Raw genomic sequence first — 26,494 nt, 5'->3', positions numbered from 1 at the left:
CGACTTAGCTTATAGGGGAGACCAGCGACTGGGGTTTTTCTACAAACCCAGCGCGGCTGTCTGGCACAATTTCAATCAAGTTAATCTGGGTCGGCGTGATTTCAACAATACGGCCGTCATTTAATCCAAGATAATTACCGACTCTAACGCTCGCAACTGAACCATCGGGGCGCTGCACTAAGGCATATTGCTGACCTTCAGGGGAAATAACGACACCGCGAAAGACGAGTTGCGATAGCTCATATTGCTCAAGCGGTTCTTTTACTCGGGTGATATCAGGGCGCACGCCATCGATAGAGGTAGCAGGGCCTTGAACGTTCACTAAGCTTGGTGGCAAAAATGGACTACGCTGCGCACTAGCACTATAGACAAAATCTTCTACCAGCTCAGCCTTGGGCGGCGGTTCAATCGGCTGCGCTGGCTGGTTACGAATATCAGCCATCGCCTGCTCTGCCATGCCGATACGGTCAGTACAACCCGTTATCGACAAAACAGTGGCGCTTAAAATAAGCAGCATGGGCAGTTTTTGGATATTCATTAGTTGCCTCCTGCAGCATCAGTGGTAGCAGCATCAGGCGCGACAGCTTCATCACCTTCAGGAGCCGCTTCTTTTGAGCGATACGTTTTGGTTTGTAGCACCAGATTGAGCTCAGGTAGAACATCCAAAGTTGGCTGCGGATTACTGACTTCAAAATCATGCATCGTAATGATACGCGGTAAGGCAGCAAGCCCGCTGATAAAGCTACCAAACTGATGGTATTCACCTAACGCGGCAATACGAATAGGCTGCTCAATAAAGAACTCATTTTCAATCTCAGGCTCTACTGAAATATCTTGGAAACGGATATTACTGCCAACGCCCGTCATATTGATACCTTCGACCAATTCTGATACACGGGTATCTTTGGGTAGCTGGTCAAGTAAGGTATTGAACTCCGTTTCCATTTGAATGACTTGCGCTTGATAGGCCTTTAAATGGCGCGCCCGCGATTCTTTTTCACGGTAGCTATCCAGTAAGGTTTGCTGTTGACTTTCAGCAGCAGTAATCTCATCAATTTTACTGCTAATCGGCAATGCCCATGACAGCGCAGCGATTAAGGCAATAATAAATCCAATCACGGTGACTTTGACAGGGAGCGGCCAACTGCCATAGTTCTCAGCATCCAACGACTCAAAGCTGCGGCGGAATTCATTCAAATCAAACGGCTTTTTAGTACTAACCGCCGTCTTTTTGGTTTTAATGAGGCTTTTTTTACGGCTCAGTTTCATAACTCACCTCCAAGCACAGCATTACCATCCGCATCAGTAGCTTCAATCGTTTCTGACTGTACTTTGGTCGTTACGACAAACTGAACGTAACTGTCTTCAGGATAAATAGGACGCGGCTGTTCACCAACAGTAACCGTATTATTAAGCGCTGGAGCAGATTCATAAGCAGTGATATTTTGCTGAATATTACTCACTGCTGAATTACCCATCCATTTGCTACTATCAAGGTTACGAATCAAGCTAGAGACGATATTTGGATTGTCAGCAAGACCGGTTAAAGTAAGCACATCACCTTCGCGTTTTAAATTATTTAAATAAAGCGCTGGCGGCATCGCCTTGGCAAGATCATCCCATAACCGTACAGGAACCGGACGTCGACCTTGCAAATCTTGGATAACCTGCATGCGTGAGACGATGTCATCACGGCGCTGCTCTAAGCTATCAATCTCTACCAAGGCTTTATCTAGGCGCGCATTTTCTTGTTCAATCAGTGCATTGGCATCTAATTGCTCATCGAGTTCATTGTTAAAATAACTCCATGAAGCGAATGCCGCTAATAGAGCTAGCAAAGTAACGGCCACCACCAAAGTGATAAATTCTTTATTGCGGCGTTCGCGCTCTTCTTGCCGCCAGGGCAATAAGTTAATACGAGCCATTAGTCGAAGCTCCTTAACGCAAGACCGCAAGCGGCCATTAAGCTGGGTGCATCAAGCGCCAATTGCTCATTATCGATATGTGGAGCAATGGTCATATTGATGAACGGATTTGCCATACTCACAGGTACGCCCAATCTTTGCTGTGCCATGCCAGCAAGTCCTGCAATAGAACTACTGCCACCTGCAAGCACCAGATGATCAATACTGGTATATTGACTAGAAGAGAAGTAGAATTGTAGAGAACGAGTAATCTGTTGAATGGTATTTTCTATAAATGGTGTTAATACGTCGGGATAGTAATCGTCCGGTAAAATACGTTCGCGTTTACTAATCATCGCTTCTTCAGCGGACAATCCGTATCGATTTTGTATCGCTTCGGTAAGCTGCACACCACCAAATAATTGTTCACGGCTATAGATAAATTCGCCATTTTTGGCAATATATAATGTCGTTTGATTATGACCAATATCCACCAACGCCACCAAATCCGGCATATTAGGTAAGTTATCCGCCATTAAACCAAAGGCTCGTTCAATCGCGTGCGATTCGATATCCATCACTTTGGTTTGCAAGCCACCAAAGGTCAGCGCATCCACTCTTTGGTCAACATTTTCCGACCGTGAGGCGGCCAATAGTACCTGCACCATATTGTCATTAACCAAAGACGGACCCAGTACCTCAAAGTCCAAATTAACATCTTCTAATGGATAAGGTACATATTGATCGGCATCCAAGCGGATTTGCGCTTCACGCTCAACGTCGTTAAGCACCATATCCATATCGATGATTTTGGTAATCACGGCTGAGCCTGAAACTGCCGTAGCGGCGTTGCTACCCGCAGCTTGGCAACGTCGCGCCAAGCTTGCTATTGTATTACCCACCGCTTCAGTATCTACAATGAGTTTGTCGACGACTACGCCTTCCGGCAACCTTTCTATGCCGTAAGATTTTAGGTGAAATATTCCCTGTTGACGCTGTATGTCAACCAACTTCACTGAGGTGGTGCAAATATCCACGCCAATCAAATGTCGACTCTTAGAAGTAAATAGCCTCACAAACTCTATACCTTATATTAAGTGTACAATCTGATAGTTATTTGTAATATTTCCGTACAATACTTTACTTAACAGATAGATTCAAGCATTTAAATTACTTATTAAGCAACACTTACACATTTATTATTACCTGCTTATTTTGTTCAAGGTATAATGCCCTATCTATTGAAACTTTAATTGATAAGTCTTCTTATGACCAAAAAAAATGCTACCGCTCGTCTCATTCACTTTTTGGTGGGGCTTTTCATTGCCTGCTTAGCGTTAGCGCTAATCTTAGCACTTGCCGTACCTATTGGCTTTTACGGTATGGCAATGTATTTATCGCCAACCTTGCCAAGCATTCAAGAGATTAAAACGGCTAACCTAGAGATGCCGCTACAGATATATAGTAGTGACGACAAACTGATTGGTCAGTACGGCAATCGTTTATCGCTACCGGTTACGTTTGAAGAAATACCTAAAGGCTTAACGCAGGCTTTTTTAGCAGCAGAAGATGCGTCATTTTTTCAGCATAGCGGGATTAGTATTAAAGGTCTTGGTCGCGCTGTGACCGAAGTGGTCACCGATGATGAGAGTCAAACGGGTGGCTCTACTATTACCATGCAGGTTGCCAAAAACTATTTCTTAAGCTCAGAGCGCACCCTAAACCGCAAACTGACAGAGCTGTTTTTAGCCCGTAAAATCGAAGACGAGCTGAGCAAAAATGACATCCTTACCTTATATGTCAATAAAATATATTTAGGCGAAGGCGCTTATGGTATTCGCGCCGCTGCGAAAAAATATTATAGTAAATCTCTAGAAAACCTCACCGTTGCCGAAATGGCCATGCTCGCAGGTCTGCCAAAAGCTCCATCTAAATATAACCCGGTTGCCAATCCAAGTCGCGCCCTCACCCGCCGTAATTGGATTATTGGACGTATGCATGAGCTTGGCTATATTAATAAGGCTCAGCACGACGAAGCCATTAACGCCCCAATTGGTATCAATCTTTATCAAGAAAAACTTGACGTCAATATGCCGTATTTGGCAGAGATGACGCGTTCTGCCTTGGTCAACCGCTATGGCGAGCAAGTGATGCATGGTGGCTGGCGCGTGCGTTTGACCGTTGATAGCGAAGCACAAAAAGCGGCAGAATCAGCGATACTAACAGGTTTGGTGGCTTATGAGCACCGTCATGGCTGGCGCGGCGCTGAAGCAAATGGCGAACCGCTGGAAAAATTCCGTCGTTATAGTAATATGTCTCCAGCCAAAGTGACCAAGGTCAATGCTCGCAGTTTTGAAGCAACCATGCCCTCTGGTGAGAATGTAACGGTCAACTGGTCTGGTATGAGCTGGGCGCGCAAATATATCTCTGCCGATCGCATCGGCTACTTTCCGAGTAATGCCAGTCAGATTGTCAGCAAAAATGATATCGTGCGCCTGATACCGACGACCAATGGCAATTGGCAACTGGGACAAATACCTGAAGTACAGGGTAGCTTGGTTTCTCTAAATCCTGAAACGGGTGCCGTTCGAGCGTTAGTAGGGGGATTTGACTTTAACCATAGTAAATTCAACCGTGCGCTACAAGGCTGGCGTCAACCAGGCTCAACGATTAAGCCACTGGTTTATACCACTGCTTTAGAAAAAGGCTATCGTCCAGACAGTATTGTTTCAGATCGCCCTATTCAAGTAGGTGACTGGAAACCTAAGAATTCCGACCAACGTTTTTTAGGCGATATCACCTTACGCCGTGGGCTTTATCTATCTCGTAACTTAGTCTCTATTCGTTTACTGCAAGCAATTGGTATCTCTGATGCGCGCAATTTGTTAGACGAATTTGGCCTTGATAAAGAAAAGCTGCCTACAACTTTGTCATTAGCTTTGGGCGCCGGTCAGGCAACGCCATTACAGATGGCCACGGCTTATGCCACCTTTGCTAATGGCGGACATCGTATCCAGCCTTATTTTATCGAACAAATTTATAACTATGATAATAAGCTGCTGTTTCAAGCCAACCCGCAGCAAGCTTGCGCCTTATGCTTTAATGAGCAGCTTGACGCTGTCAATAAAAAGCTTATCAAGGATTATGAAGCAAAAATAGAAGCAGAGAATAAAGCAGCTGCTGCTAAAGATGAAAACGTTAGTGCTAAAGACAAAGCGACAGATAAAAAAGACGCTGAGCTAAAAGCAGACAGTAACGACAAGATAGCAAAAGATGATAAAGCGCTTGATTTAGATGTTTATGATGCAAGCCCATATTCAGATCGCCTAAAAGCGCCGGTGGTACAGTACGTACGTGCTGAACAAGCACCGCGTATTTTAAAACCTAGAGTTGCTTTTGAGATGGCAGATATCTTACGCGATGTTGTCCAGCGCGGTACGGCTGTGAAAGCAAGAGCCTTAGGACGTGATGATATTGGCGGTAAGACCGGAACGACGAATGAAGCGAAAGATGCTTGGTTTGCAGGTTTTCATCCTACCAATGCCACGGTTGTATGGATGGGCTTTGATCAGCCATCAACGCTGGGTCGCCGCGAGTATGGCGGCGTAGCAGCGCTGCCGGTTTGGATGGACTTTATGAAAGCCCAACTAAAAGACACCCCTCATCAATGGGTCTCTATTAATAACCGTGCCAAATCAAAGAAGCAAAAGCAGAGCATTATAGAAATGATGGATGAAGGTGCTGCCGAGCTTGAAGACGATACTGCCGATGAGGGTAAATCAGCAAAACCCGTTAAGACCACCACCCAGCAACGTAAGCCCCCTGCTCCTGAACCAGTTGAAGAGCAAATTCAAAATCGACCAGCTCCTGAGAAACCGAAGCCAAGTCGTACTGATGACAGCAATCCTCAAAAAAAACCTTTATCAGCAACGCCAGTTGAGCGTATGCCGCCGATGCCAGAATAAATAAACCACTATTCTGGTTAATAGTTTCATAAAAAAGGTCTTGCTCAGTTTGCTGCGCAAGACCTTTTTTTTGCGCTTTTAGAGCCTGTATTTGAAGTTAAGGCGAATTTATAAGCTTAAAGGGAATTGATTTGAAAAGCGGCTGATGATATTAAAACTCTACCATACCAGCACGTAGCTGCTCAATCAGCTCCGCAAACTGCTGACGCCATTCACGTATGGTCGCTTCGTCTGGCAACCACTGATTCGATAACGTCACAACATTTACAATCAAATCAGGCGCTTCTTTTATCTCACTACCCGTCTTCTCATCGATAACATTATCAGGCAATACCGCATACAAGCAGCGCTGATAAGCATGCTCTATATTGGCTAAAAAACCTTGTTGCTGTAATTGTTGTAAGCGCTGCACTTCAGGCGATACTTGGGTACGGGCGCTGAGTGCTTCTTCAATATCTGCTAAGGTTGGCGCTGTCATACTTAAACCATAAAAATGCCCAAGTTCTTGTACAAAAGCAAGATATGTCCCGTATAGGTGAAAAATAGCGGTTTCACAATGGGCTTGATAGAGCTGTTTATCGTTAGTATTACCGGCCGCCTGACAAGCCAAACGACAAAAATACAGCTTTTGATTGGTACGGTCAGCTTGGTATTTGGCAACGCGAGTCTTACCTGCCATGCGCCTATCCTTGTTATTTAGTGAATGATTTGTTTAATAGGTATTACGATTATAATAATAGGTCTTTTAAACAGCTTTTACGTGAATAAGTAAAACTGCTTAATAAGCTTTGTTTTGCGATTAGGATATATATTTAGAAACATATATTTAGAAACATTTAAAAAACCATCTATATAGCAGTGTACTATTTTCTGAAGTCACATTCTAAACAAATAATTTACCTGATTTATTTTCTTTAAGCCACAAAAAAGCCAGCAACTTAGGCTGGCTTTTTTATTGAGAAAAAAACTAAGCGTTATTTAGATTAGTGATTGCCTTGGTTAAGCTCTTGGGCAAACGCTTCATCAAAGCTTGCAAAGTCTTTGCTATCAGTGCTGGCTGTCATATCAAACGCTGCATTCAAGTCTTTATCTTGCAGTTTTTGCTCCGCTTTTTCTTTACGGGCTTTATGATAAGCAAGACCAGTACCGGCAGGAATCAAGCGACCAACAACGACGTTTTCTTTCAGACCACGTAGCTCATCCACTTTACCAGTTACGGCAGCCGCAGTTAGAACACGAGTGGTTTCCTGGAACGACGCCGCTGAGATAAAGCTTTCTGTTGCCAGACTTGCTTTGGTAATACCAAGTAATTGACGCTCATACTGTACTGGGAATTTATCTTCCGCTTCCAGTTTAGCATTCAAGGCTTTGATATCAGCATATTCAACTTGATCACCTTTAAAGTGGCTTGAATCGCCGCCGTCCGTTACTTCAACTTTACGCAGCATCTGACGAATGATAACTTCGATGTGCTTATCGTTGATTTTTACACCCTGCAAGCGGTATACGTCCTGTACTTCGTTAACGATATAGTCAGCAAGCGCGGTTTGTCCTTTCAGACGTAGGATATCGTGCGGGTTTTGTGGACCATCAGCGATAACCTCACCACGAGCAACTGTCTCGTTTTCAAAGACGTTGATTTGACGCCATTTCGGGATCAGCTCTTCATGAATCTCACCATCTTCATTGGTGATAATGAAGCGGTTTTTACCTTTGGTTTCTTTACCGAAGCTGACTACACCCGACATCTCTGCCATGATGGCATGATCTTTCGGACGACGTGCTTCAAATAAGTCAGCAACACGTGGTAGACCACCGGTAATATCTTTAGTACCTGATGATGCTTGTGGTACACGACCTAGGATCGAACCGGCTGCTACTTTTTCACCGTCGCTAACGCGAATGATGGTTTCAGCTGGTAAGAAGTAAACCACTTCTTTACCTTCGTCAGTGTTCAAGATAATCGCCGGACGTAAGTCTTTGGCTGAGCTTGAACGGTCACGAGTCGCTAAAATTTCAAACGAGCTCATACCGGTTGCATCATCAACTTTTACCGTCGCTGTCATACCATCAGTGATGTCACTGAAGCGTGCAGTACCAGCAAATTCTGTGATAATTGGATGCGTGTGCGGATCCCATTTAGCGATAGTCTGACCGCCTTCGACCTGCTCTTCGTTTTTCACAAGCACGCTTGAACCATAAGGAACTTTATAGCGCTCACGTTCACGACCAAGCTCATCAGTCAACGCCAGTTCAGCTGAACGCGACACGATAACCAAGTGACCATCGGTATGTTGCACTGTTTTCATGTTCTCAAAGTGCACTTGACCAGCATTACGTGCTGAGATGCTGTTATCCACAGAGGCTGAACTTGCTGCCCCACCAACGTGGAAAGTACGCATCGTTAACTGAGTACCAGGTTCACCGATAGACTGGGCTGCCATAACACCGACTGACTCGCCGATATTGACTTTATGACCACGGGCAAGGTCACGACCATAACACTGTGAACAAACGCCATGTTCGATATCACAAGTAATAACCGAACGTACCCAGATATCATCAATCGCGTTGTTATCAAGCACATTTACCCAATGCTCATCGATTAATGTACCCGCTGGAATCAATACTTTATCAGCATCATCGTTATACGTTACATCACGAGCAGTCACACGACCAAGTACTAGCTCACCGAGCTTCTCAATGATTTCACCACCTTGAATATGCGGCTTCATGAGCAAGCCTTGCTCAGTACCACAGTCTTCACTGGTAATAACCAAATCTTGTGCCACGTCAACCAAACGACGGGTCAAGTAACCCGAGTTAGCCGTTTTCAGTGCGGTATCCGCAAGACCTTTACGGGCACCATGCGTTGAGATAAAGTACTGAAGTACGGTCAAACCTTCACGGAAGTTGGCTTTAATCGGCGTCTCAATGATTGAGCCATCCGGTTTTGCCATCAAACCACGCATACCTGCCAACTGACGAATCTGTGCCGCACTACCACGAGCACCAGAATCTGACATGATAAAGATAGAGTTAAAGGATTTCTGCTCTTCTTCTTCACCTTTAGCATTTAAGATTTTATCAGTCGCTAAGTTGTCCATCATCGCTTTCGCGACTTTATCATTGGTACGTGACCAAATATCGACAACTTTGTTATAACGCTCACCCGCAGTCACAAAACCTTGCTCGAACTGGTCTTCAATCTCGCGAACTTCCGCTTCTGCGGTTTCAATGATTTGTACTTTGCTTGGCGGAATGACCATGTCATCGATACCGATAGACACGCCAGACAGTGTTGCTTGGGCAAAACCAAGGTACATCAATTGGTCAGCAAACATAACACTTTCTTTCACGCCAACTTTACGGTAGCAAGAGTTGATCAATTTAGAGATATTTTTCTTCGTCATCTCTTCGTTACACTCATCGAACGACATACCTTTAGGCATAATGTTCCAGATAAGTAGACGACCAGCGACGGTGTCTTGTAACTTGACTTCTTTAGTCTCATTACCTTCTTCGTCGACATGAGTTTCAGTCACACGTACTTTAATCTTGGCGTTTACATGCAAATCGTTTGAACCAATCGCACGCAATGCTTCATTAACGGTGGCAAAAATCATGCCCTCGCCTTTAGAATTGATTGACGAACGGCTGATGTAGTACAGACCCAATACAACGTCTTGTGATGGTACGATGATTGGATCACCGTTAGCAGGCGACAAGATGTTGTTGGTCGACATCATCAATGCACGTGATTCAAGCTGCGCTTCTAGGGTCAATGGCACGTGAACGGCCATTTGGTCACCATCAAAGTCGGCGTTGAACGCGGTACAGACTAGAGGATGCAGCTGGATGGCTTTACCTTCAATCAATACTGGCTCAAATGCTTGTAGACCCAAACGGTGAAGCGTTGGCGCACGGTTCAAGAGTACTGGATGCTCACGGATAACCATGGCCAGCATATCCCACACTTGTGGCTCTTCACGCTCTACCATCTTTTTGGCAGCTTTAATCGTCGTTGCTAAACCATGAGACAATAATTTGTTATAAGTAAATGGCTTAAACAATTCAAGTGCCATTTTCTTCGGTAGACCACACTGATGTAGACGTAGCGTAGGACCAACAACAATCACCGAACGACCAGAGTAGTCAACACGCTTACCAAGTAAGTTTTGACGGAAACGACCTTGCTTACCTTTGATCATATCTGCCAAAGATTTCAATGGACGCTTGTTACTACCAGTAATCGCACGACCGCGACGACCGTTATCAAGCAAGGCATCGACTGATTCTTGCAACATACGTTTTTCGTTACGTACGATGATATCAGGGGCGCTTAGCTCTAATAGACGCTTTAAACGGTTGTTACGGTTAATCACGCGGCGATATAAATCGTTTAGATCTGAGGTCGCAAAACGGCCGCCTTCTAGTGGTACTAGCGGACGCAAATCTGGTGGTAGTACTGGTAAGATATTCATTACCATCCACTCAGGCTTATTATGAGAATCACGGAAGGCTTCTAATAACTTAAGACGCTTAGACATCTTTTTAAGCTTGGTTTCAGAACCGGTTTGCGGAATTGCTTCACGCAGCTCATCAATTTCGATATCTAAATCGATGTCTTTTAATAGGTCTTGAACCGCTTCAGCACCCATTTTGGCAGTGAATTCATCGCCAAACTCTTCAAGCGCTTTATAATAATCTTCATCATCAAGCAGCTGATACTTCTCTAAAGAAGTCAGACCAGGTTCTGTGACGATATAGCTTTCAAAATATAGGACGCGTTCGATATCACGAAGCGTCATGTCTAGCAATAGACCGATACGGCTTGGTAATGATTTTAAGAACCAAATATGCGCAACAGGGCTGGCTAAGTCAATATGACCCATGCGATCGCGACGTACTTTAGCAGTCGTGACTTCAACGCCACATTTTTCACAAATAACACCTTGGAACTTACGGCGTTTGTATTTACCACATAAACACTCAAAGTCTTTTACTGGACCAAAGATTTTGGCACAGAACAGACCATCACGCTCAGGCTTAAACGTACGATAGTTAATCGTTTCTGGTTTTTTAACTTCACCATGTGACCATGATTTGATCACGTCAGGTGAGGCTAAGGTAATTTGAATACTATCAAACTCTTGGTTACCGTTGCCGGTAGGGCTTTGCATGATATCGAGTAAATCTTTCAAGTTGCTTCTCCGTTATCTTTATAATCATCTGACAGCGTGCTAGGAGCGCGGCTAAGATGAATGAAGGCAATGAATAGGGTTGAGACAAATCACTAAAAGCAGCAGCTATGCGCGTACTGCTTCTAGATTGACCACTAAGGATAATAATTAACTAAAGCTATGTTAAAGGTAGCTTCAGTCAGCCGTGCTTAATGGGTTTGCTTTAACTCAATATTGATACCCAGTGATTTGATTTCTTTGGTCAACACGTTAAACGATTCAGGCATACCTGGATCCATATATTGCTCACCATCGACAATGTTTTTGTACATACGGGTACGGCCTTCAACGTCATCCGACTTCACCGTCAGCATCTCTTGCAAGGTATAAGTCGCGCCATATGCTTCTAGTGCCCAGACTTCCATCTCACCGAAGCGCTGACCACCAAACTGTGCTTTACCACCGAGCGGCTGCTGCGTCACTAGTGAGTAAGAACCAGTAGAACGCGCATGCATTTTGTCATCAACCAAGTGGTTAAGTTTCAGCATATACATATAACCAACGGTTACTTGGCGGTCAAACTTCTGACCAGTACGACCGTCATATAATGTTTGCTGACCATCACGCGCCATACCAGCAAGCTCTAGCAAGTCTTTGACTTGATGCTCATGAGCACCATCAAATACTGCGGTACCCATCGGTACGCCGCCGCGTAAGTTGTCCGCTAGCGCCATGATGTCATCATCACTTAAGCTATCAAGATCCACTTGCTCGCCGCCCACTTTGTTATAGATTTGGTCTAAGAAATCACGCAAATCTTTAATCGCTGCTTGTGCTTTGAGCATACCATCGATCTTTTCGCCCAAGCCTTTTGCTGCCATACCTAAGTGAGTCTCTAGAACCTGACCGATGTTCATACGCGATGGTACACCGAGTGGGTTCAAGACGATATCAACGGTATTGCCATGTTCGTCATAAGGCATGTCTTCAACCGGCATAATGCGCGATACCACACCTTTGTTACCATGACGGCCAGCCATTTTATCACCAGGCTGAATACGACGCTTAACCGCTAGATATACTTTAACGATTTTTTGTACGCCATGTTGTAAGTCATCACCAGCGGTCAATTTGCGTTTTTTCTCGGCAAATTTAACATCGATGTCTTTTTGCTTATCGACCAAGTAATCAGCGATTTGCGTTAGACGCTCAGAGATTTCTTCTTCAACCGGTTGGATATCAAGCAAAGTCTCAAGGCTCATGTCTTTCATATCAGCCAATGCCATCACTGTACCGGCTTTTAGACCAGAACCGCCACTGACTTTTTGACCGTCAAGCAAGCTTGCGATACGACCACGAGCTGCTTCTTCAAAGATGCGTAGCTCTTCTTTTAAATCTTTACGGTAGCTATCAAGCTGTGATTTTTCAATCGCTTTTGCACGCGCATCTTTCTCAACGCCGTCACGGGTAAAGACTTGCACGTCAATAACCGTACCTTTGCTTGATGTTGGAACACGCAATGAGGTGTCTTTAACATCAGCAGCCTTTTCACCAAAGATAGCCCGTAGTAGTTTCTCTTCTGGCGTCAGTTGCGTCTCACCTTTTGGCGTGACTTTACCAACTAAGATATCACCAGCATCTACTTCAGCACCGATATAAACGATACCTGCTTCATCAAGGCTTGATAGCGCCGCTTCACCAACGTTTGGAATATCAGCAGTAATTTCTTCTGTTCCAAGCTTGGTATCACGTGCCACACAAGTCAATTCTTGAATATGAATGGTCGTGAAACGATCTTCTTTCACCACTTTTTCAGATAGCAAAATCGAATCTTCGAAGTTGTAACCATTCCAAGGCATAAATGCGATGCGAATATTCTGACCCAGTGCAAGCTCACCAAGATCCGTTGATGGACCATCAGCCAAGATATCACCCACAGCAATCTCGTCGCCTTGGTTTACGATAATACGTTGGTTGATACAAGTGTTTTGGTTAGAACGCGTATATTTAACGAGGTTATAGATATCAATACCCGCTTCACCAGCGACCATCTCATCTTCATTAACACGGACCACAACACGTGAGGCATCAACGTCTTCGATTACACCGCCACGCTTAGCGATAACACAAACACCAGAGTCACGCGCAACGTGACGCTCCATACCTGTACCTACTAACGGCTTATCAGCACGTAGCGTAGGAACAGCCTGACGTTGCATGTTCGAACCCATCAAGGCACGGTTAGCATCATCATGCTCTAGGAACGGAATCAAACCAGCAGCTACCGATACCACCTGACTTGGTGACACATCCATATGCGTCACTTTTTCTGGCGGCATACGGACGAATTCACCATAGCTACGCACACTGACCATCTCATCAGATAAGGCGCCTTCTGCGGTTACTGGTGAATCAGCCTGTGCAATAACAGTACCAACTTCTTCAATCGCTGATAGATACTCAATAACGTCTGTTACTTTACCGTCAACCACACGGCGATATGGCGTTTCTAAGAAGCCAAAGCTGTTGGTTTTAGCAAAGGTTGCTAGTGAGTTAATCAAACCAATGTTTGGACCTTCAGGAGTTTCAATCGGACATACACGGCCATAATGGGTATCATGTACGTCACGTACTTCAAAACCTGCACGTTCACGGGTCAGACCACCGGGTCCTAATGCTGATACACGGCGTTTATGCGTCACTTCTGACAATGGATTGTTCTGATCCATAAACTGTGACAACTGGCTTGAACCAAAGAATTCTTTAACCGCAGCCGCTACTGGCTTTGAGTTAATCAAATCTTGTGGTGATAAGTTATCAGATTCCGCTGAGCTTAAACGCTCTTTAACCGCACGCTCAACACGTACTAGGCCAACACGGAATTGGTTTTCAGCCATCTCGCCTACCGAACGAATACGGCGGTTACCTAAATGGTCAATATCATCGACTTCGCCGCGACCATTACGAATTTCAATCAATTCTTTTAGGACGTTAACGATATCATCATTGGTCAAGACGCTACGACCGCGTTGAATATCAGCGTCATCAGTATCTTCAAATTCTAGACCCAAACGACGGTTAAACTTCATACGACCGACATTCGATAAGTCATAACGATCAGGGTTAAAGAACATGCTTTCAAACAGCTTCTCAGCGGTTTCAACCGTTGGTGGCTCACCTGGGCGCATGACTTTATAAATCTCAATCAAGGCTTCTTCACGGCTTGAGGTGCTGTCTGCACGTAGCGTATCGGCAATATAACTGCCTTGGTCGATATCGTTGGTGAACAGAATGCTGAATTCTTTGATAGACTCACTGGCTTCAAACGCACTTAATTTAACCAATAATTCATGGTCAATCAGCGTATTGGCTTTAGCGATAACTTCGTCATTAACAACGATGTCTTCCGCTAAAATACGCTCATATAAGTATTCATCAGGGATAGAGATTTTGGTCATACCCGCTTCTTCAAGCTGACGGATACGGCGAGCATTAATACGTTTGCCCTGCTCGACAACCACTTCACCTTCAGGCGTCACAATGTCGAACTGCGCCATCTCGCCACGTAAGCGGTCAGCTACCAGATCAATCTCAAACTGCTCTTCGCCTTTATAAACCGCCACTTTATCAAAGAACAAATCTAAGATCTCAGACGTGCTTAAACCTAAAGCGCGTAGGATGATAGAAGCAAGCAGCTTACGACGACGGTCAATACGAGCAAAAACCAAATCTTTGGCATCAAATTCAAAGTCTAACCATGAACCACGGTAAGGAATGATACGGGCGTTATAAAGCACCTTACCACTTGAATGCGACTTACCTTTATCATGGTCAAAGAATACGCCCGGTGAACGATGCAGCTGTGATACGATTACACGTTCAGTACCATTGATAATAAAAGTACCGTTGGCAGTCATCAATGGCATCTCGCCCATATAGACGCTTTGCTCACGGATATCTTTGATTGCCGCTTTGCTGTCTTTATCTTTGCTGTCTTTGTCTTTGATGATTAGGCGAATTTTGACACGCATCGGCGCAGCAAAGGTCGAGCCGCGTAAGATACACTCACGCTCATCAAATTCAGGCGTACCTAAATAATATTCAACGAATTGTAACTCAGCATTACCAGAGTGACTCTCAATTGGGAAAATAGAGGAATACGCAGCTTGCAAACCAGTATTCTCACGAGCTTTTGGCTTTTTATGCTCTTGCAAAAATTGCTCATAAGAATCTACTTGGATAGACAACAAATAGGGAATGTCCATCACAGTAGGCAATTCAGCAAAACTTTTGCGAATACGCTTTTTTTCAGTATAAGAATATGCCATCGAGAGTCCTTACAGTAAACGTGGAAACAAATTGAAAGCGTGGCCAGCGTGCATCTATATTAGTTGATATTAATACTATGCAAACTTAGCGACGTAAACGATAATATAAAACGGTTATTCATGCTCATTTAATGACTGATGATTAATTCACGCGTATAGTGCATGATTAAGCCAGCTTATTTAAGCGTAAAATCGGCATCTAAACATGCCTATATGGGTGCTGACATTGCAAATTTCAATGCCCTACACTCTATAGTACTTAAGGCCAAGCACTGGTCTTTAAATACTATTGATTCTCTTTATAAATTCACTTAAAGTGTTATTGATACCTTTAAAGCGTTGTCGATATCTAAAACAAGGGTGTTGCGTATTAAGTTCAATTTCATGCTATTTAATGGTGCTTTTTAATACTACACAGCAAACGACTCACCAGCTACAATCATAAGTAATATCGTCGCTGATATCTACCGTCTACGAGCCTACTTACTGACAGTAAAACCATGCTAAATGGATAATCGAATATTTATAACTTTTCGGAATTAATGGTAACTGGGGTAACTATAACTTTTAGAAACAATGACTTTTAGAATCAGTATAAACTATAGCGTTAATGGGAAAGCATGCAGACACAAAAAAATGCCAAACATCGATCGACGTTTAGCTTATATTAACTGATTTCAATAACTACTAAGTGTACTTGCATGTATATCGTCTGTCCTTTTGATGGGTATCCACCGTGATGTTGCATGCGTATGTTGGCAGACACAAAAGGTCAAGCTACGAATTATAATAAAAAAAAGCTGGCAATGCAAGGCATTACCAGCTTTTTTTGTACAACACTAAGATAAGCTCAGCTTATTTTAGTTCAACAGTTGCACCAGCTTCTTCAAGTTTCTTTTTCAACTCTTCAGCTTCAGCTTTGTTTACGCCTTCTTTGATTGGAGCTGGAGCGCTTTCAACCAAATCTTTCGCTTCTTTCAAGCCAAGACCAGTAGCTTCACGTACGGCTTTAATTACGCCAACTTTCTTCTCGCCAAAGCTGGCAAGAACTACGTCAAACTCGTCTTTTTCTTCAGCAGCAGCAGCAGGACCAGCAGCAGCAGGTGCAGCAGCAGCAACAGCAGCTGTTACGCCGAATTTTTCTTCCATAGCGCTGATTAATTCAACGATATCCATTACTGACATTTCAGCGATTGCGTTTAACACATCATCTTTAGATAGTGCCATGAGAACTCTCCGTTATCTGATAAAATTTAGTTGGTTTTAATATCGCTTGGATTGCTTGCCAAATTTTCAAATAGTGTTGGCAATAAAGTGCAATCGGCGATGTCAAAGTTACGTTAAAACAAGCAATTAAGCAGCTTCTTTTGCGTCTTTGATTGCTGCTACAGTGCGAACAAGCTTACTAGGAACAGCGTTCATAGTTTGAACAAGCTTGGTAACTGGTGCATTCATAGTAGCCATTAGGATAGAGATTGCTTCGTCGCGAGTTGGTAGCTTCGATACGCGCTCTAGCTCTTCTGGACCATAAACTTCACCACCGACTGATACCAATTTGGTCTCTAAAGCTTTGTTATCTTTACTGAACTCGAAAACAACTCGAGCAGCAGATCCCAAATCTTCCATAGAGAAAGCCAAAAGTAGTGGACCAGTCATACGGTCTGACATGCTCTCAAACTTAGTGCCTTCAAACGCGCGTTTTGCTAGGGTGTTTTTTACCACTTTCAAAACGACGCCTTTCTCACGGGCTTGTTCGCGTAGCTTAGTAAGCTTTGCAACACCAATACCATGATATTCGGCAGCTACTGCTGAGTAAGCATTAGCAGCAACTTCAGACACTTCAGCCACAACTTGTTGTTTTTGCTCTAGCGTTAATGCCATAAGTTGACTCCTTTAATCTAATCAATCTAATTCATACTAAGACTGACTTGATACGATACGTTATTTATAAATTCCATGAAGAATTCACTCATAACGACTGATTACGGCACCGTTATCAGAATGACATCAAGTGATAGGTTGCCCTATCGGCTCTTATCAACAACTGGGTGGGTCACCGTCTGCGTAGGACAACTAAGATTTTCATCTGTCGTCGATTAACAAAAGCAGCTCATTGTTATTATCAGCAATCCGAAAATCATTAATAATAACGCAAAACCGCTTTCTACCTACGGTCTTAGACAGCATAGCGTTTGCTACGCTGACCTAATTCTTTAAAATATTTTTGCGGCCTTTATTTGAAATCGTCAAATAAAGGCAGATGTTTAATTATTTCGCTGTGCGATATGGAACAGGATCAATGGTGATACCTGGGCCCATAGTGCTAGACAAGGTAATTTTCTTAATGAAAGTCCCTTTAGAAGTAGCAGGTTTAGCACGCTTTAGATCTGTGATTAGTGCTTGAGCGTTTTGGATAACTTGCTCAGCAGTGAAACCAACTTGACCGATAGTGGTATGGATAATACCCGCTTTATCAACACGATACTGTGCTTGACCCGCTTTAGCGTTAGTTACAGCTTCAGCAACGTTAGGCGTTACCGTACCAACTTTTGGGTTAGGCATCAGGCCACGTGGACCTAGGATAGTACCTAATTGACCAACAACACGCATTGCATCAGGAGCAGCAATAACGACGTCAAAGTCCATATTACCGGCTTTGATTTGTTCTGCTAAGTCTTCAAAACCAACGATGTCAGCACCAGCTTCTTTGGCGGCTTCAGCAGCAGCGCCTTGAGCAAATACAGCAACGCGTTTGGTTTTACCAGTACCAGCAGGTAGGTTGGTAGCACCACGAACGACTTGGTCAGATTTACGTGGGTCAACGCCCAAGTTTACTGCAATGTCGATAGACTCTTTAAATTTAAGAGCTGGCAAATCGTTTAAGATTTGAACCGCTTCTTCAAGAGTGTATAATTTTTCGTTTTCTACACGCTCAGCGATTAACTTTTGACGCTTAGTAAGTTTGCTCATTTACACACCCTCCACGGTAATACCCATTGAACGTGCAGTACCAGCGATGGTACGGACAGCAGCATCAAGACCAGCAGCAGTTAAATCTGCATCTTTAGTCTTAACGATCTCTTCTAACTGAGCACGGTCCACTTTACCGACTTTAGCGGTGTTTGGTGTACCAGAACCTTTAGCGATGCCAGCAGCCTTACGTAGTAAGTATGCAGCTGGTGGTGACTTCATGATGAAGGTAAAAGACTTATCGCTGTATACAGTGATCTCAGTAGGAATCGGTAGACCCGGCTCTTGGTTTGAGGTCGCAGCGTTAAATTCTTTACAGAACGCCATGATGTTCACGCCTTTTTGACCCAATGCTGGACCAATCGGTGGTGAAGGATTTGCTTTGCCTGCAGGCACTTGTAGTTTGATGTAACCATCAATCTTCTTAGCCATGAGATACTCTCCTTTATGGGTAATAGCGCCAAATCAATGTGGTATAACCCTTATTGACTAACAGCTCCCCGGTTGATGAATTTGTGGCAGGTTTAGTCTAGTTTTTCAACCTTACTAAACTCAAGCTCGACCTGAGTCGGTCGATTAAATACGTTTACCGTTAAATGTAGCTTAGACTTCTCATAATCCACTTTTTCAACCAACCCTTTAAAGTCAGTAAATGGACCATCGATAACCAACAACTCTTCGCCCGGCTCAAATAGAGTCTTAGGACGCGGGTCAGCTTCAGTCTGGTTCAGACGGTTCAAGATGCGATCTGCTTCTACTTGCGTAATAGGTGCAGGCGTCTCTGGCGTGCCACCGATAAAGCCCATAATACGTGGGCAATCTTTAACGATGTGCCAAGTGTTGTCGTTCATCTCCATTTGGATTAATACATAACCCGGAAAGAACTTACGCTCGCTTTTACGCTTTTTGCCGTCTTTCATTTCGACGACTTCTTCAGTAGGAACCAACACATCACCGAACGAATCAGCAAAGTCACTACGATTAATACGATCAGTTAATGAACGTTGTACTTGCTTTTCATATCCTGAAAACGCTTGGACAATATACCAACGCATATCACGCTCCTGATCATTACAGTTAAGTCGTTATGAGTAAATTTTGGCTTAAAGGACACTAATACGCGTCATTAACCAATAAAGATACCAACGAACCAATTAAAAAAGTTATCTAATAACCAAACAAGGAAGCCAACAATCGCAATCATGACAAGCACTTGCCATGTGTATTGGAAGGTTTCATCTTTGCCTGGCCATGTGACTCGGCGCAGCTCAACGGCCGCATCTTTTAATAATATTTTAAAAGCGCGACCTTGATTTGTTAATGCCAAGCACACGAAAGCAATGATAACCAGCGCCGCGATAATACCAATACGCACCCAAACATCATTGGCAGGTTGCCAATAGCCAGGTAAGTATTGATTAACTAACGTTGCACCAATTAAAATCGCTGCGGCTAATAGCCACAAAATCACATCTTTTACTGAACCAGTTTTAGCAACTTCAACAGCAGTCGTTTGATTGCCAGCTGAAACGTGCTTATCTTTGGACAGCATTCCACCAGCAACTGCCTTGGCATCAGATAACTTAGTCTCGAGGTTATCTTGATTATTGCTCATAAAGAACTCACTTCGGAGATGGTGGGGTATGACAAAGATGTGATAAGAAGATGGCAGGCGATGTAGGACTCGAACCTACAACCCTCGGTTTTGGAGACCGATGCTCTACCAATTGAGCCAATCGCCTATGGGTGTAAAGGACAGCATTATACAATATTTGGCATAGAATGCAAGCATTTAGGAATAAAATTCTTCTATCGCCTTAATGTCGCTATTCTGAAACCTTATTATCTACACACTTTATATGCATAATAATCTTAAATATTTAGCATAAAAGGTGCTGATAAGCTGCAGCGTTAATATAGCAAGCTCAGTCAAGAATTACAATAGATAGCTAGCAGGTTTAAAAACGAATTTTTATAAATACAGTTAAAATGGGAATATCTTCTTATTCAGCCCTACTCTTCAACCATTCATATTTAATCACTTATTCTACACCCACAAAAAAAGCCACCCTCTTACAAGGATGGCTTTTTTCTAACTGCTTAACGTGATCAGATTACTCTGATAGCGTTAGTGCTTTAATGCTTAGCTAAGTACGTTAGCAACAACACCAGCGCCTACCGTACGGCCGCCTTCACGAATTGCAAAGCGTAGACCTTTGTCCATAGCGATTGGGTGGATAAGCTCTACGCCCATCTCAACGTTATCACCAGGCATAACCATTTCAGTACCGTCTTGTAATTGGATTGCGCCAGTTACGTCAGTAGTACGGAAGTAGAACTGTGGACGATAGCCGTTTAGGAATGGTGTGTGACGACCACCCTCTTCTTTTGACAGTACGTATACTTCAGCGTCAAACTTGGTGTGAGGGGTGATAGAACCTGGCTTAGCAAGTACTTGGCCACGTTGTACGTCTTCACGTTTGGTACCACGTAGTAGTACGCCACAGTTTTCGCCTGCACGACCTTCGTCAAGCAGTTTACGGAACATCTCTACACCAGTACAGGTGGTTTTTTGCGTGTCACGGATACCAACGATTTCGATTTCGTCACCAACACGTACGATACCAGATTCAACACGACCAGTAACAACAGTACCACGACCTGAGATTGAGAATACGTCTTCGATTGGCATTAGGAATGCTTTGTCGATGTCACGCTCTGGCTCTGGGATATAAGTATCTAGGATACCTAGTAGTTCTACTACGGCTGGTTGGCCATATTTGCCTTCGTCGCCTTTAAGGGCTTGGGTGGCTGAACCTTTTACGATTGGGGTGTCATCACCTGGGAAGTCGTAGTCGTTAAGAAGTTCACGAACTTCCATTTCTACTAGCTCAAGCAATTCTTCGTCATCAACAAGGTCACACTTGTTCATGAAGACGATGATGTACGGTACGCCAACCTGACGTGAAAGCAAGATGTGCTCACGGGTTTGTGGCATAGGGCCGTCAGTTGCTGATACAACTAGGATTGCGCCGTCCATTTGAGCGGCACCGGTGATCATGTTTTTAACATAATCGGCGTGACCTGGGCAATCGACGTGTGCGTAGTGACGTGATGGGGTGTCATATTCTACGTGTGAGGTGTTGATGGTGATGCCACGTGCTTTTTCTTCTGGTGCTGAGTCAATAGACGCGTAGTCTTTGGCTTCGCCACCAGAGGTGATTGCTGCTACGGTTGCGATAGCGGCGGTTAGGGTTGTTTTACCGTGGTCAACGTGTCCGATGGTACCGACGTTGACGTGTGGCTTGCTGCGTTCAAACTTGGCCTTTGCCATGGGTATTTCCTCTTTTTTTTTGGGGTCAGTGCTTAACTTATATAAGTACGACATTTTACGTACTAGGGTTAAAGCATTACTGGCCACATTAAAATAGTTGTTAAAAGGGTGCACATACTAATGTGCAGATATTATAAGAAAATCGCGGCCAATAACAAGTCTTTTAACCAATTATTGGCGGATTCTCTACCGACAATACAGAGATATGCTCGATATTGTCAGATTAATACGTATTATTTACTCGTCATCATCTTTAGAGTTGAATTTAGAGATGATAGATTCTGCAACTGATTTTGGAATCTCAGCGTACTTTTGGAATTCCATTGAATAGGTTGCACGGCCTTGAGACATTGAGCGCATTTGTGTGGCATAACCAAACATTTCCGCTAATGGTACTTCAGCACGAATCTGTTTAGTACCGCCAGGCAAGTCTTCCATGCCTTGAACCATACCGCGACGACGGTTAAGATCGCCCATGATATCGCCCATGTAGTCTTCAGGAGTTTCAACTTCTACTTTCATTACTGGCTCAAGTAGGGTTGGGTTTGCCGCCATGAAGCCTTTACGGAATGCGATAGAACCAGCCATTTTAAATGATAACTCATCCGAGTCAACATCATGGTAAGAACCATCATACAAGGTTGCTTTAACGCCAACGATTGGGTAACCAGCAAGTACGCCGTTTTTCATGCGTTCTTGAATACCTTTATCAACCGCACCGTGGAATTCTTTTGGTACTGTACCACCAACAACTTCTTCAGAGAATTCATATAGAACTTCGCCCGCTGGATCCAGAGGCTCAAGACGTAACCAAACGTGACCGAATTTACCACGACCACCAGTCTGACGTACGAATTTGCCTTCTTGTTCAACCGTGTTCCGAATCGTTTCACGATAAGCAACCTGCGGCGCACCGATGTTTGCTTCAACGTTAAACTCACGCTTCATACGGTCAACAAGAATTTCCAAATGTAGCTCACCCATACCACTGATGATCGTCTGACCAGACTCTTCGTCAGTATGTACACGGAATGATGGATCTTCTTTTGCCAAACGACCCAAAGCAATTGACATTTTTTCTTGGTCAGCTTTAGTCTTAGGCTCAACCGCTAGGCTGATAACTGGATCTGGGAATTCCATACGCTCTAGCGTGATAACATTTTGCTCATCACATAAGGTATCACCAGTAGTGACATCTTTCATGCCAACTAACGCTGCGATATCACCCGTGCGGATCTCTTGTAGCTCTACCTGAGCATCTGCCATCATCTGAACGATACGGCCAACACGCTCACGCTTCATTTTAACAGGGTTATAAACGCTACTGCCTTGCTTTAGAACACCTGAATAAACACGAACGAAAGTTAAGTTACCAACGAACTTATCGTTCATGATTTTGAACGCTAGTGCTGCAAACGGCTCGTCATCAGACGCTTCGCGGAAGCCTTCAGATTCGTCTTTGTCATCAAGGATACCTTTAATAGCCGGTACGTCCATTGGCGCAGGAAGATACTGAATAACCGCGTCTAACATCTTCTGTACACCTTTGTTTTTAAAGGCAGTACCACAAAGAAGTGGAATGATTTCGTTATCAATAGTTAGTTTACGAATAGCGCCATGAATCTGCTCTACCGTCAATTCACCATTTTCTAGGTATTCATTCATCAATTCTTCTGATGCTTCAGCCGCATTCTCTACTAGATACTCACGATATTCTTCCGCTTTTTCTTGTAGTTCTACTGGGATTTCGCGCTCATCATATTCCATACCTCGAGACGCTTCGTCCCAATAGATGGCTTTCATGGTCACTAGATCCACAACGCCTTCAAAGTCATCTTCTTTACCAATTGGAATAACCAATGGTACAGCTTTGCCGCCTAGACGAGTTTTGATCTGTTCTACCACACGGTAGAAATCAGCACCAACACGATCCATTTTGTTAATGAATGCTAAGCGTGGTACTTTATATTTGTTTGCCTGACGCCATACGGTCTCAGACTGTGGCTGAACGCCGCCTACTGCACAGTAAACCATGCACGCGCCATCAAGTACACGCATAGAACGTTCAACTTCAATCGTGAAGTCAACGTGACCTGGGGTGTCAATGATGTTAATGCGATGTTCGTCGAACTGTTTTGCCATACCTGACCAAAAACAAGTCGTCGCCGCAGAAGCAATGGTAATACCGCGCTCTTGTTCTTGCTCCATAAAGTCCATGGTAGCTGCACCATCATGGGTTTCGCCAAGCTTGTGGCTAACACCAGTATAGAACAAAACACGTTCAGTTGTGGTCGTCTTACCAGCATCAATATGCGCTGAGATACCAATATTGCGATAGCGCTTTAGGGGAGTTTTACGAGCCATAGTGTTTTCCTAGGGAAATTCGTGTATATAATAATGTGTTGTGTCTCTACCTCATACTCTCTATGACAAAGCCATCGGACTTCGTAATATTACTTACTGATTATTGGGCCAAATACGGACAAAAAAAGAGCAAATATAAGAATATAGCGGCATCAAACTCAGGAAACTTTCTTTGTGAGCGTTACAAGCTTTGTAAGTTTGCAGGCTTCTCGAAGTAGTATCCCTTTCAGAACAGCATCTTGACAGATGTCCGCCATCTAAGTGGTTTAACGATTCAATCACCTTACGATGAGAATAATTAAACAACCCAATGATGATGGCGGCAATCAATAGAATAAATCAACAATACAAGGATTAACTGGCCGAAACCGTTAATCCTAAGCGTCTAGGCTAGAATTAAAAGATAAGACCAGCTTAGAAACGGTAATGAGAGAATGCTTTGTTAGCATCTGCCATGCGGTGAACTTCGTCACGCTTTTTCATAGCATTACCTTTGCCGTCAGCAGCATCATTCAATTCGCCTGCAAGACGCAAAGCCATTGATTTTTCAGAACGCTTAGCAGCAGCTTCAGCTAACCAACGCATAGCCAAGGCAGTACGACGGGAGGGGCGTACTTCCATTGGTACTTGGTAGGTTGCACCACCGACACGGCGAGCTTTTACTTCGACCATTGGACGGACGTTTTCTAGAACTTCTTCAAAGAAAGCGACTGGGTCTTCGATCTTACGTTTTTCGCTAACTGTTTCAAGAGCACCGTAAACGATACGCTCAGCAGTAGATTTTTTACCATGACTCATGACATGGTTGATGAATTTTGCAACAGTTTGGCTACCAAACTTAGGATCCGGTAGGATCTCACGGGTAGCAACGACGCGACGTCTTGGCATAATAATAATCCTTTTCTTCAGGAGTGTCTGACATTCACAATCTCGCACCAATTGATATTGGATGGCGTTATATCGAGTTGTCAGTCAGCCTTACTGCATGGCGGTATGTTATAACAGCAAATTATTCATTTAATAATCATTAATTTAACAAAATACCGTTAACACCAGACCCATGCACAGTTAATGGGTGATACAAAAAAGCTTAGCTAATAACATTTAGTTATTAAGCTTTAGGCTTCTTAGCACCATATTTAGAACGACCTTGTTTACGGTCTTTAACGCCTGCGCAATCTAGTGCACCACGAACGGTGTGATAACGTACACCTGGTAGATCTTTTACACGACCACCACGGATAAGAACAACACTGTGCTCTTGTAGGTTATGACCTTCGCCGCCGATGTAGCTTGATACTTCATAGCCTGAAGTCAAACGTACACGACATACTTTACGCATGGCTGAGTTAGGTTTTTTAGGGGTAGTAGTATATACGCGAGTACATACACCACGGCGTTGTGGGCACGCTTCCAACGCAGGAACTTTTGACTTTTCCTTGATGGTTTTGCGACCTTTACGAATCAATTGGTTAGTTGTTGCCATGAGGCATCCTTCTCCCGTTTGGTATAAAACAAAAAAATGGGGCAATGCGCCAACCATCTGACATTAACGACAGATTTCGGAACACCCATTTTTAGGACAGTGTATTATAAAGAGTTGTTGCTGCTATTTCAACCACTTATGAGTGATTGTACTTTACAACATTCGATAGATATGCATTACGCCTACCACTATACCACTTTATCTGTTTTTAGTTAAAATCTGGCTAAAAAGCAGTTTGTTAAATATGGTATCGAAAGTAGCGTCATACATCGTTCAGATAAGATATTTAGAAATAAACAAATAGCAATTTATGAGAGCTAAATGGTGATGCTATCTTATTTTTCAAGCTTATTATCAAAGAGTATCTCATATTTAATGAGAAAAATCTTAATGAGTAAAAGCTCAATGGAAAAAAGAGAGCACCGCCCATTTTAGCACTAAATGCGCACCGTACTTATAATATAGTAAAAGATAAATTAAAAAAAACTAAGTACTAAGCTCATAAAGGGCGACATTATTTCTATTTGCTTTGCTTGTCAGCCACTTTGTCCGCACTACCCTTTTTAGCGTCTTTTTTATCGCTTACTTTCTCGGTTTCTTCCGCGACGTCTTTATCATTGCCTCTAGCGGATTCTTTTTTGCTGTCAGTATCTTCGCCTGACTCTTTCTTAGCATTTTTCTCAGTATCTTGTTTCTCAGTATCTTGTTTCTCAGTATCTTGTTTCTCAGTATCTTGTTTCTCAGTATCTTGCTGCTTATCATCGCTAGCAGGTTTGCTCACTTCGGCTTCACTACTGCTATCGTCGGTAATCGCACGGTTAGCAAGTTTGGCTTCAGGGGCAAAAGTCGCTTGCGCCACGCCAATCACTGCAGCAATCAGCTGACTGTTATAGCGCATACCAATGATCACAGCGGTCACTGGTAAGAAGCGGCGTATCCATGACAAGTTAATTTGGTCTA

General features: G+C 43.6%; 18 protein-coding genes, 1 tRNA gene and 1 pseudogene. 1 reads left to right on the top strand and 19 read right to left on the bottom strand.

The window, feature by feature from the left end:
- Window positions 1-4 precede the first annotated feature (4 nt).
- From JMX94_RS11430 to JMX94_RS11415, 4 genes are read right to left on the bottom strand one after another with little or no spacing between them, the layout of a single operon-like run.
- Window positions 5-538, bottom strand: coding sequence for a pilus assembly protein PilP (locus JMX94_RS11430; protein ID WP_201565523.1), 534 nt, complete (start codon window positions 536-538; stop codon window positions 5-7).
- Entirely contained in the window at window positions 538-1,269 is a 732-nt protein-coding gene (locus JMX94_RS11425) for a type 4a pilus biogenesis protein PilO (protein ID WP_201565521.1), read from the bottom strand. The genes JMX94_RS11430 and JMX94_RS11425 overlap by 1 nt, the downstream gene beginning before the upstream one ends.
- On the bottom strand, window positions 1,266-1,925 hold the full coding sequence (locus JMX94_RS11420; RefSeq protein ID WP_201565520.1) for a PilN domain-containing protein: 660 nt from the start codon (window positions 1,923-1,925) through the stop codon (window positions 1,266-1,268). Before JMX94_RS11420 ends, JMX94_RS11425 begins: the two co-directional genes overlap by 4 nt.
- A complete protein-coding gene (locus tag JMX94_RS11415) occupies window positions 1,925-2,980 on the bottom strand; it encodes a pilus assembly protein PilM (protein ID WP_201565518.1) in 1,056 nt (351 codons plus the stop codon). Before JMX94_RS11415 ends, JMX94_RS11420 begins: the two co-directional genes overlap by 1 nt.
- Window positions 2,981-3,172: 192 nt before the next feature.
- Here JMX94_RS11415 and JMX94_RS11410 point away from each other — a divergent pair, with 192 nt between their 5' ends.
- The gene (locus JMX94_RS11410; RefSeq protein WP_201565516.1) at window positions 3,173-5,869 is read left to right on the top strand and encodes a penicillin-binding protein 1A; all 2,697 of its coding nucleotides are present in this window, start codon (window positions 3,173-3,175) and stop codon (window positions 5,867-5,869) included.
- A 151-nt stretch (window positions 5,870-6,020) separates the two neighbouring features.
- Here the strand turns inward: JMX94_RS11410 and JMX94_RS11405 are convergent, their stop codons facing one another.
- From JMX94_RS11405 to JMX94_RS11335, 15 genes and pseudogenes are all read right to left on the bottom strand, one after another.
- Window positions 6,021-6,548, bottom strand: coding sequence for a DUF6586 family protein (locus JMX94_RS11405; protein WP_201565507.1), 528 nt, complete (start codon window positions 6,546-6,548; stop codon window positions 6,021-6,023).
- A gap of 304 nt (window positions 6,549-6,852) precedes the next feature.
- Window positions 6,853-11,073, bottom strand: coding sequence for a DNA-directed RNA polymerase subunit beta' (rpoC, locus tag JMX94_RS11400; protein WP_201565505.1), 4,221 nt, complete (start codon window positions 11,071-11,073; stop codon window positions 6,853-6,855).
- A gap of 188 nt (window positions 11,074-11,261) precedes the next feature.
- The gene (rpoB, locus tag JMX94_RS11395; RefSeq protein WP_201565503.1) at window positions 11,262-15,380 is read right to left on the bottom strand and encodes a DNA-directed RNA polymerase subunit beta; all 4,119 of its coding nucleotides are present in this window, start codon (window positions 15,378-15,380) and stop codon (window positions 11,262-11,264) included.
- An 855-nt stretch (window positions 15,381-16,235) separates the two neighbouring features.
- The gene (rplL, locus tag JMX94_RS11390; protein WP_201565501.1) at window positions 16,236-16,607 is read right to left on the bottom strand and encodes a 50S ribosomal protein L7/L12; all 372 of its coding nucleotides are present in this window, start codon (window positions 16,605-16,607) and stop codon (window positions 16,236-16,238) included.
- 126 nt (window positions 16,608-16,733) lie between these two features.
- Entirely contained in the window at window positions 16,734-17,261 is a 528-nt protein-coding gene (gene rplJ / locus JMX94_RS11385) for a 50S ribosomal protein L10 (RefSeq protein WP_201565499.1), read from the bottom strand.
- Window positions 17,262-17,648: 387 nt separating this feature from the next.
- On the bottom strand, window positions 17,649-18,350 hold the full coding sequence (gene rplA / locus JMX94_RS11380; protein ID WP_201565497.1) for a 50S ribosomal protein L1: 702 nt from the start codon (window positions 18,348-18,350) through the stop codon (window positions 17,649-17,651).
- Entirely contained in the window at window positions 18,351-18,782 is a 432-nt protein-coding gene (gene rplK / locus JMX94_RS11375; protein ID WP_068405081.1) for a 50S ribosomal protein L11, read from the bottom strand. It lies immediately after the preceding gene.
- A gap of 92 nt (window positions 18,783-18,874) precedes the next feature.
- Complete coding sequence (gene nusG, locus JMX94_RS11370) at window positions 18,875-19,405, bottom strand: transcription termination/antitermination protein NusG (RefSeq protein WP_201565495.1); 531 nt, start codon at window positions 19,403-19,405, stop codon at window positions 18,875-18,877.
- A 71-nt stretch (window positions 19,406-19,476) separates the two neighbouring features.
- Window positions 19,477-19,965 carry a preprotein translocase subunit SecE gene (gene secE, locus JMX94_RS11365; protein ID WP_201565493.1) on the bottom strand — a complete coding sequence of 163 codons (489 nt, stop codon included), beginning with the start codon at window positions 19,963-19,965 and terminating at the stop codon, window positions 19,477-19,479.
- 51 nt (window positions 19,966-20,016) lie between these two features.
- A tRNA-Trp gene (locus JMX94_RS11360) sits at window positions 20,017-20,092 on the bottom strand.
- Between the two features lie 401 nt (window positions 20,093-20,493).
- Window positions 20,494-21,684, bottom strand: coding sequence for an elongation factor Tu (gene tuf, locus JMX94_RS11355; RefSeq protein WP_068405116.1), 1,191 nt, complete (start codon window positions 21,682-21,684; stop codon window positions 20,494-20,496).
- Between the two features lie 237 nt (window positions 21,685-21,921).
- Window positions 21,922-24,048, bottom strand: a complete 2,127-nt coding sequence (gene fusA, locus JMX94_RS11350; protein WP_201565491.1) for an elongation factor G — start codon at window positions 24,046-24,048, stop codon at window positions 21,922-21,924.
- 414 nt (window positions 24,049-24,462) lie between these two features.
- A complete protein-coding gene (gene rpsG / locus JMX94_RS11345) occupies window positions 24,463-24,936 on the bottom strand; it encodes a 30S ribosomal protein S7 (protein WP_183621326.1) in 474 nt (157 codons plus the stop codon).
- 223 nt (window positions 24,937-25,159) lie between these two features.
- Window positions 25,160-25,534 (bottom strand): 30S ribosomal protein S12, encoded by a 375-nt coding sequence (gene rpsL, locus JMX94_RS11340; RefSeq protein ID WP_183621325.1) that lies wholly within the window; start codon window positions 25,532-25,534, stop codon window positions 25,160-25,162.
- A 520-nt stretch (window positions 25,535-26,054) separates the two neighbouring features.
- Window positions 26,055-26,494, bottom strand: a pseudogene (locus JMX94_RS11335) (hypothetical protein); the annotation flags it as partial.

Origin of the sequence: Psychrobacter sp. CMS30, assembly GCF_904846565.1 — a bacterium.
In the GTDB taxonomy this organism is placed as follows: domain Bacteria; phylum Pseudomonadota; class Gammaproteobacteria; order Pseudomonadales; family Moraxellaceae; genus Psychrobacter; species Psychrobacter maritimus.
The sequence above is the reverse complement of the archived record's forward strand: the minus strand, read 5'-3'. Positions and strand labels throughout refer to the sequence as shown.

Excerpts from the sequence above, each read along its gene's own strand:
- rpsG (WP_183621326.1), bottom strand. The coding sequence starts at position 24,936 with ATGCCAAGACGTCGCGTCGTTGCTACCCGTGAGATCCTACCGGATCCT.
- JMX94_RS11410 (WP_201565516.1), top strand. The coding sequence starts at position 3,173 with ATGACCAAAAAAAATGCTACCGCTCGTCTCATTCACTTTTTGGTGGGG.
- JMX94_RS11420 (WP_201565520.1), bottom strand. The coding sequence starts at position 1,925 with ATGGCTCGTATTAACTTATTGCCCTGGCGGCAAGAAGAGCGCGAACGC.
- rpoB (WP_201565503.1), bottom strand. The coding sequence starts at position 15,380 with ATGGCATATTCTTATACTGAAAAAAAGCGTATTCGCAAAAGTTTTGCT.
- rplL (WP_201565501.1), bottom strand. The coding sequence starts at position 16,607 with ATGGCACTATCTAAAGATGATGTGTTAAACGCAATCGCTGAAATGTCA.
- tuf (WP_068405116.1), bottom strand. The coding sequence starts at position 21,684 with ATGGCAAAGGCCAAGTTTGAACGCAGCAAGCCACACGTCAACGTCGGT.
- rplK (WP_068405081.1), bottom strand. The coding sequence starts at position 18,782 with ATGGCTAAGAAGATTGATGGTTACATCAAACTACAAGTGCCTGCAGGC.
- rpsL (WP_183621325.1), bottom strand. The coding sequence starts at position 25,534 with ATGGCAACAACTAACCAATTGATTCGTAAAGGTCGCAAAACCATCAAG.
- nusG (WP_201565495.1), bottom strand. The coding sequence starts at position 19,405 with ATGCGTTGGTATATTGTCCAAGCGTTTTCAGGATATGAAAAGCAAGTA.
- JMX94_RS11430 (WP_201565523.1), bottom strand. The coding sequence starts at position 538 with ATGAATATCCAAAAACTGCCCATGCTGCTTATTTTAAGCGCCACTGTT.
- rplA (WP_201565497.1), bottom strand. The coding sequence starts at position 18,350 with ATGAGCAAACTTACTAAGCGTCAAAAGTTAATCGCTGAGCGTGTAGAA.
- JMX94_RS11425 (WP_201565521.1), bottom strand. The coding sequence starts at position 1,269 with ATGAAACTGAGCCGTAAAAAAAGCCTCATTAAAACCAAAAAGACGGCG.
- rplJ (WP_201565499.1), bottom strand. The coding sequence starts at position 17,261 with ATGGCATTAACGCTAGAGCAAAAACAACAAGTTGTGGCTGAAGTGTCT.
- fusA (WP_201565491.1), bottom strand. The coding sequence starts at position 24,048 with ATGGCTCGTAAAACTCCCCTAAAGCGCTATCGCAATATTGGTATCTCA.
- secE (WP_201565493.1), bottom strand. The coding sequence starts at position 19,965 with ATGAGCAATAATCAAGATAACCTCGAGACTAAGTTATCTGATGCCAAG.
- JMX94_RS11405 (WP_201565507.1), bottom strand. The coding sequence starts at position 6,548 with ATGGCAGGTAAGACTCGCGTTGCCAAATACCAAGCTGACCGTACCAAT.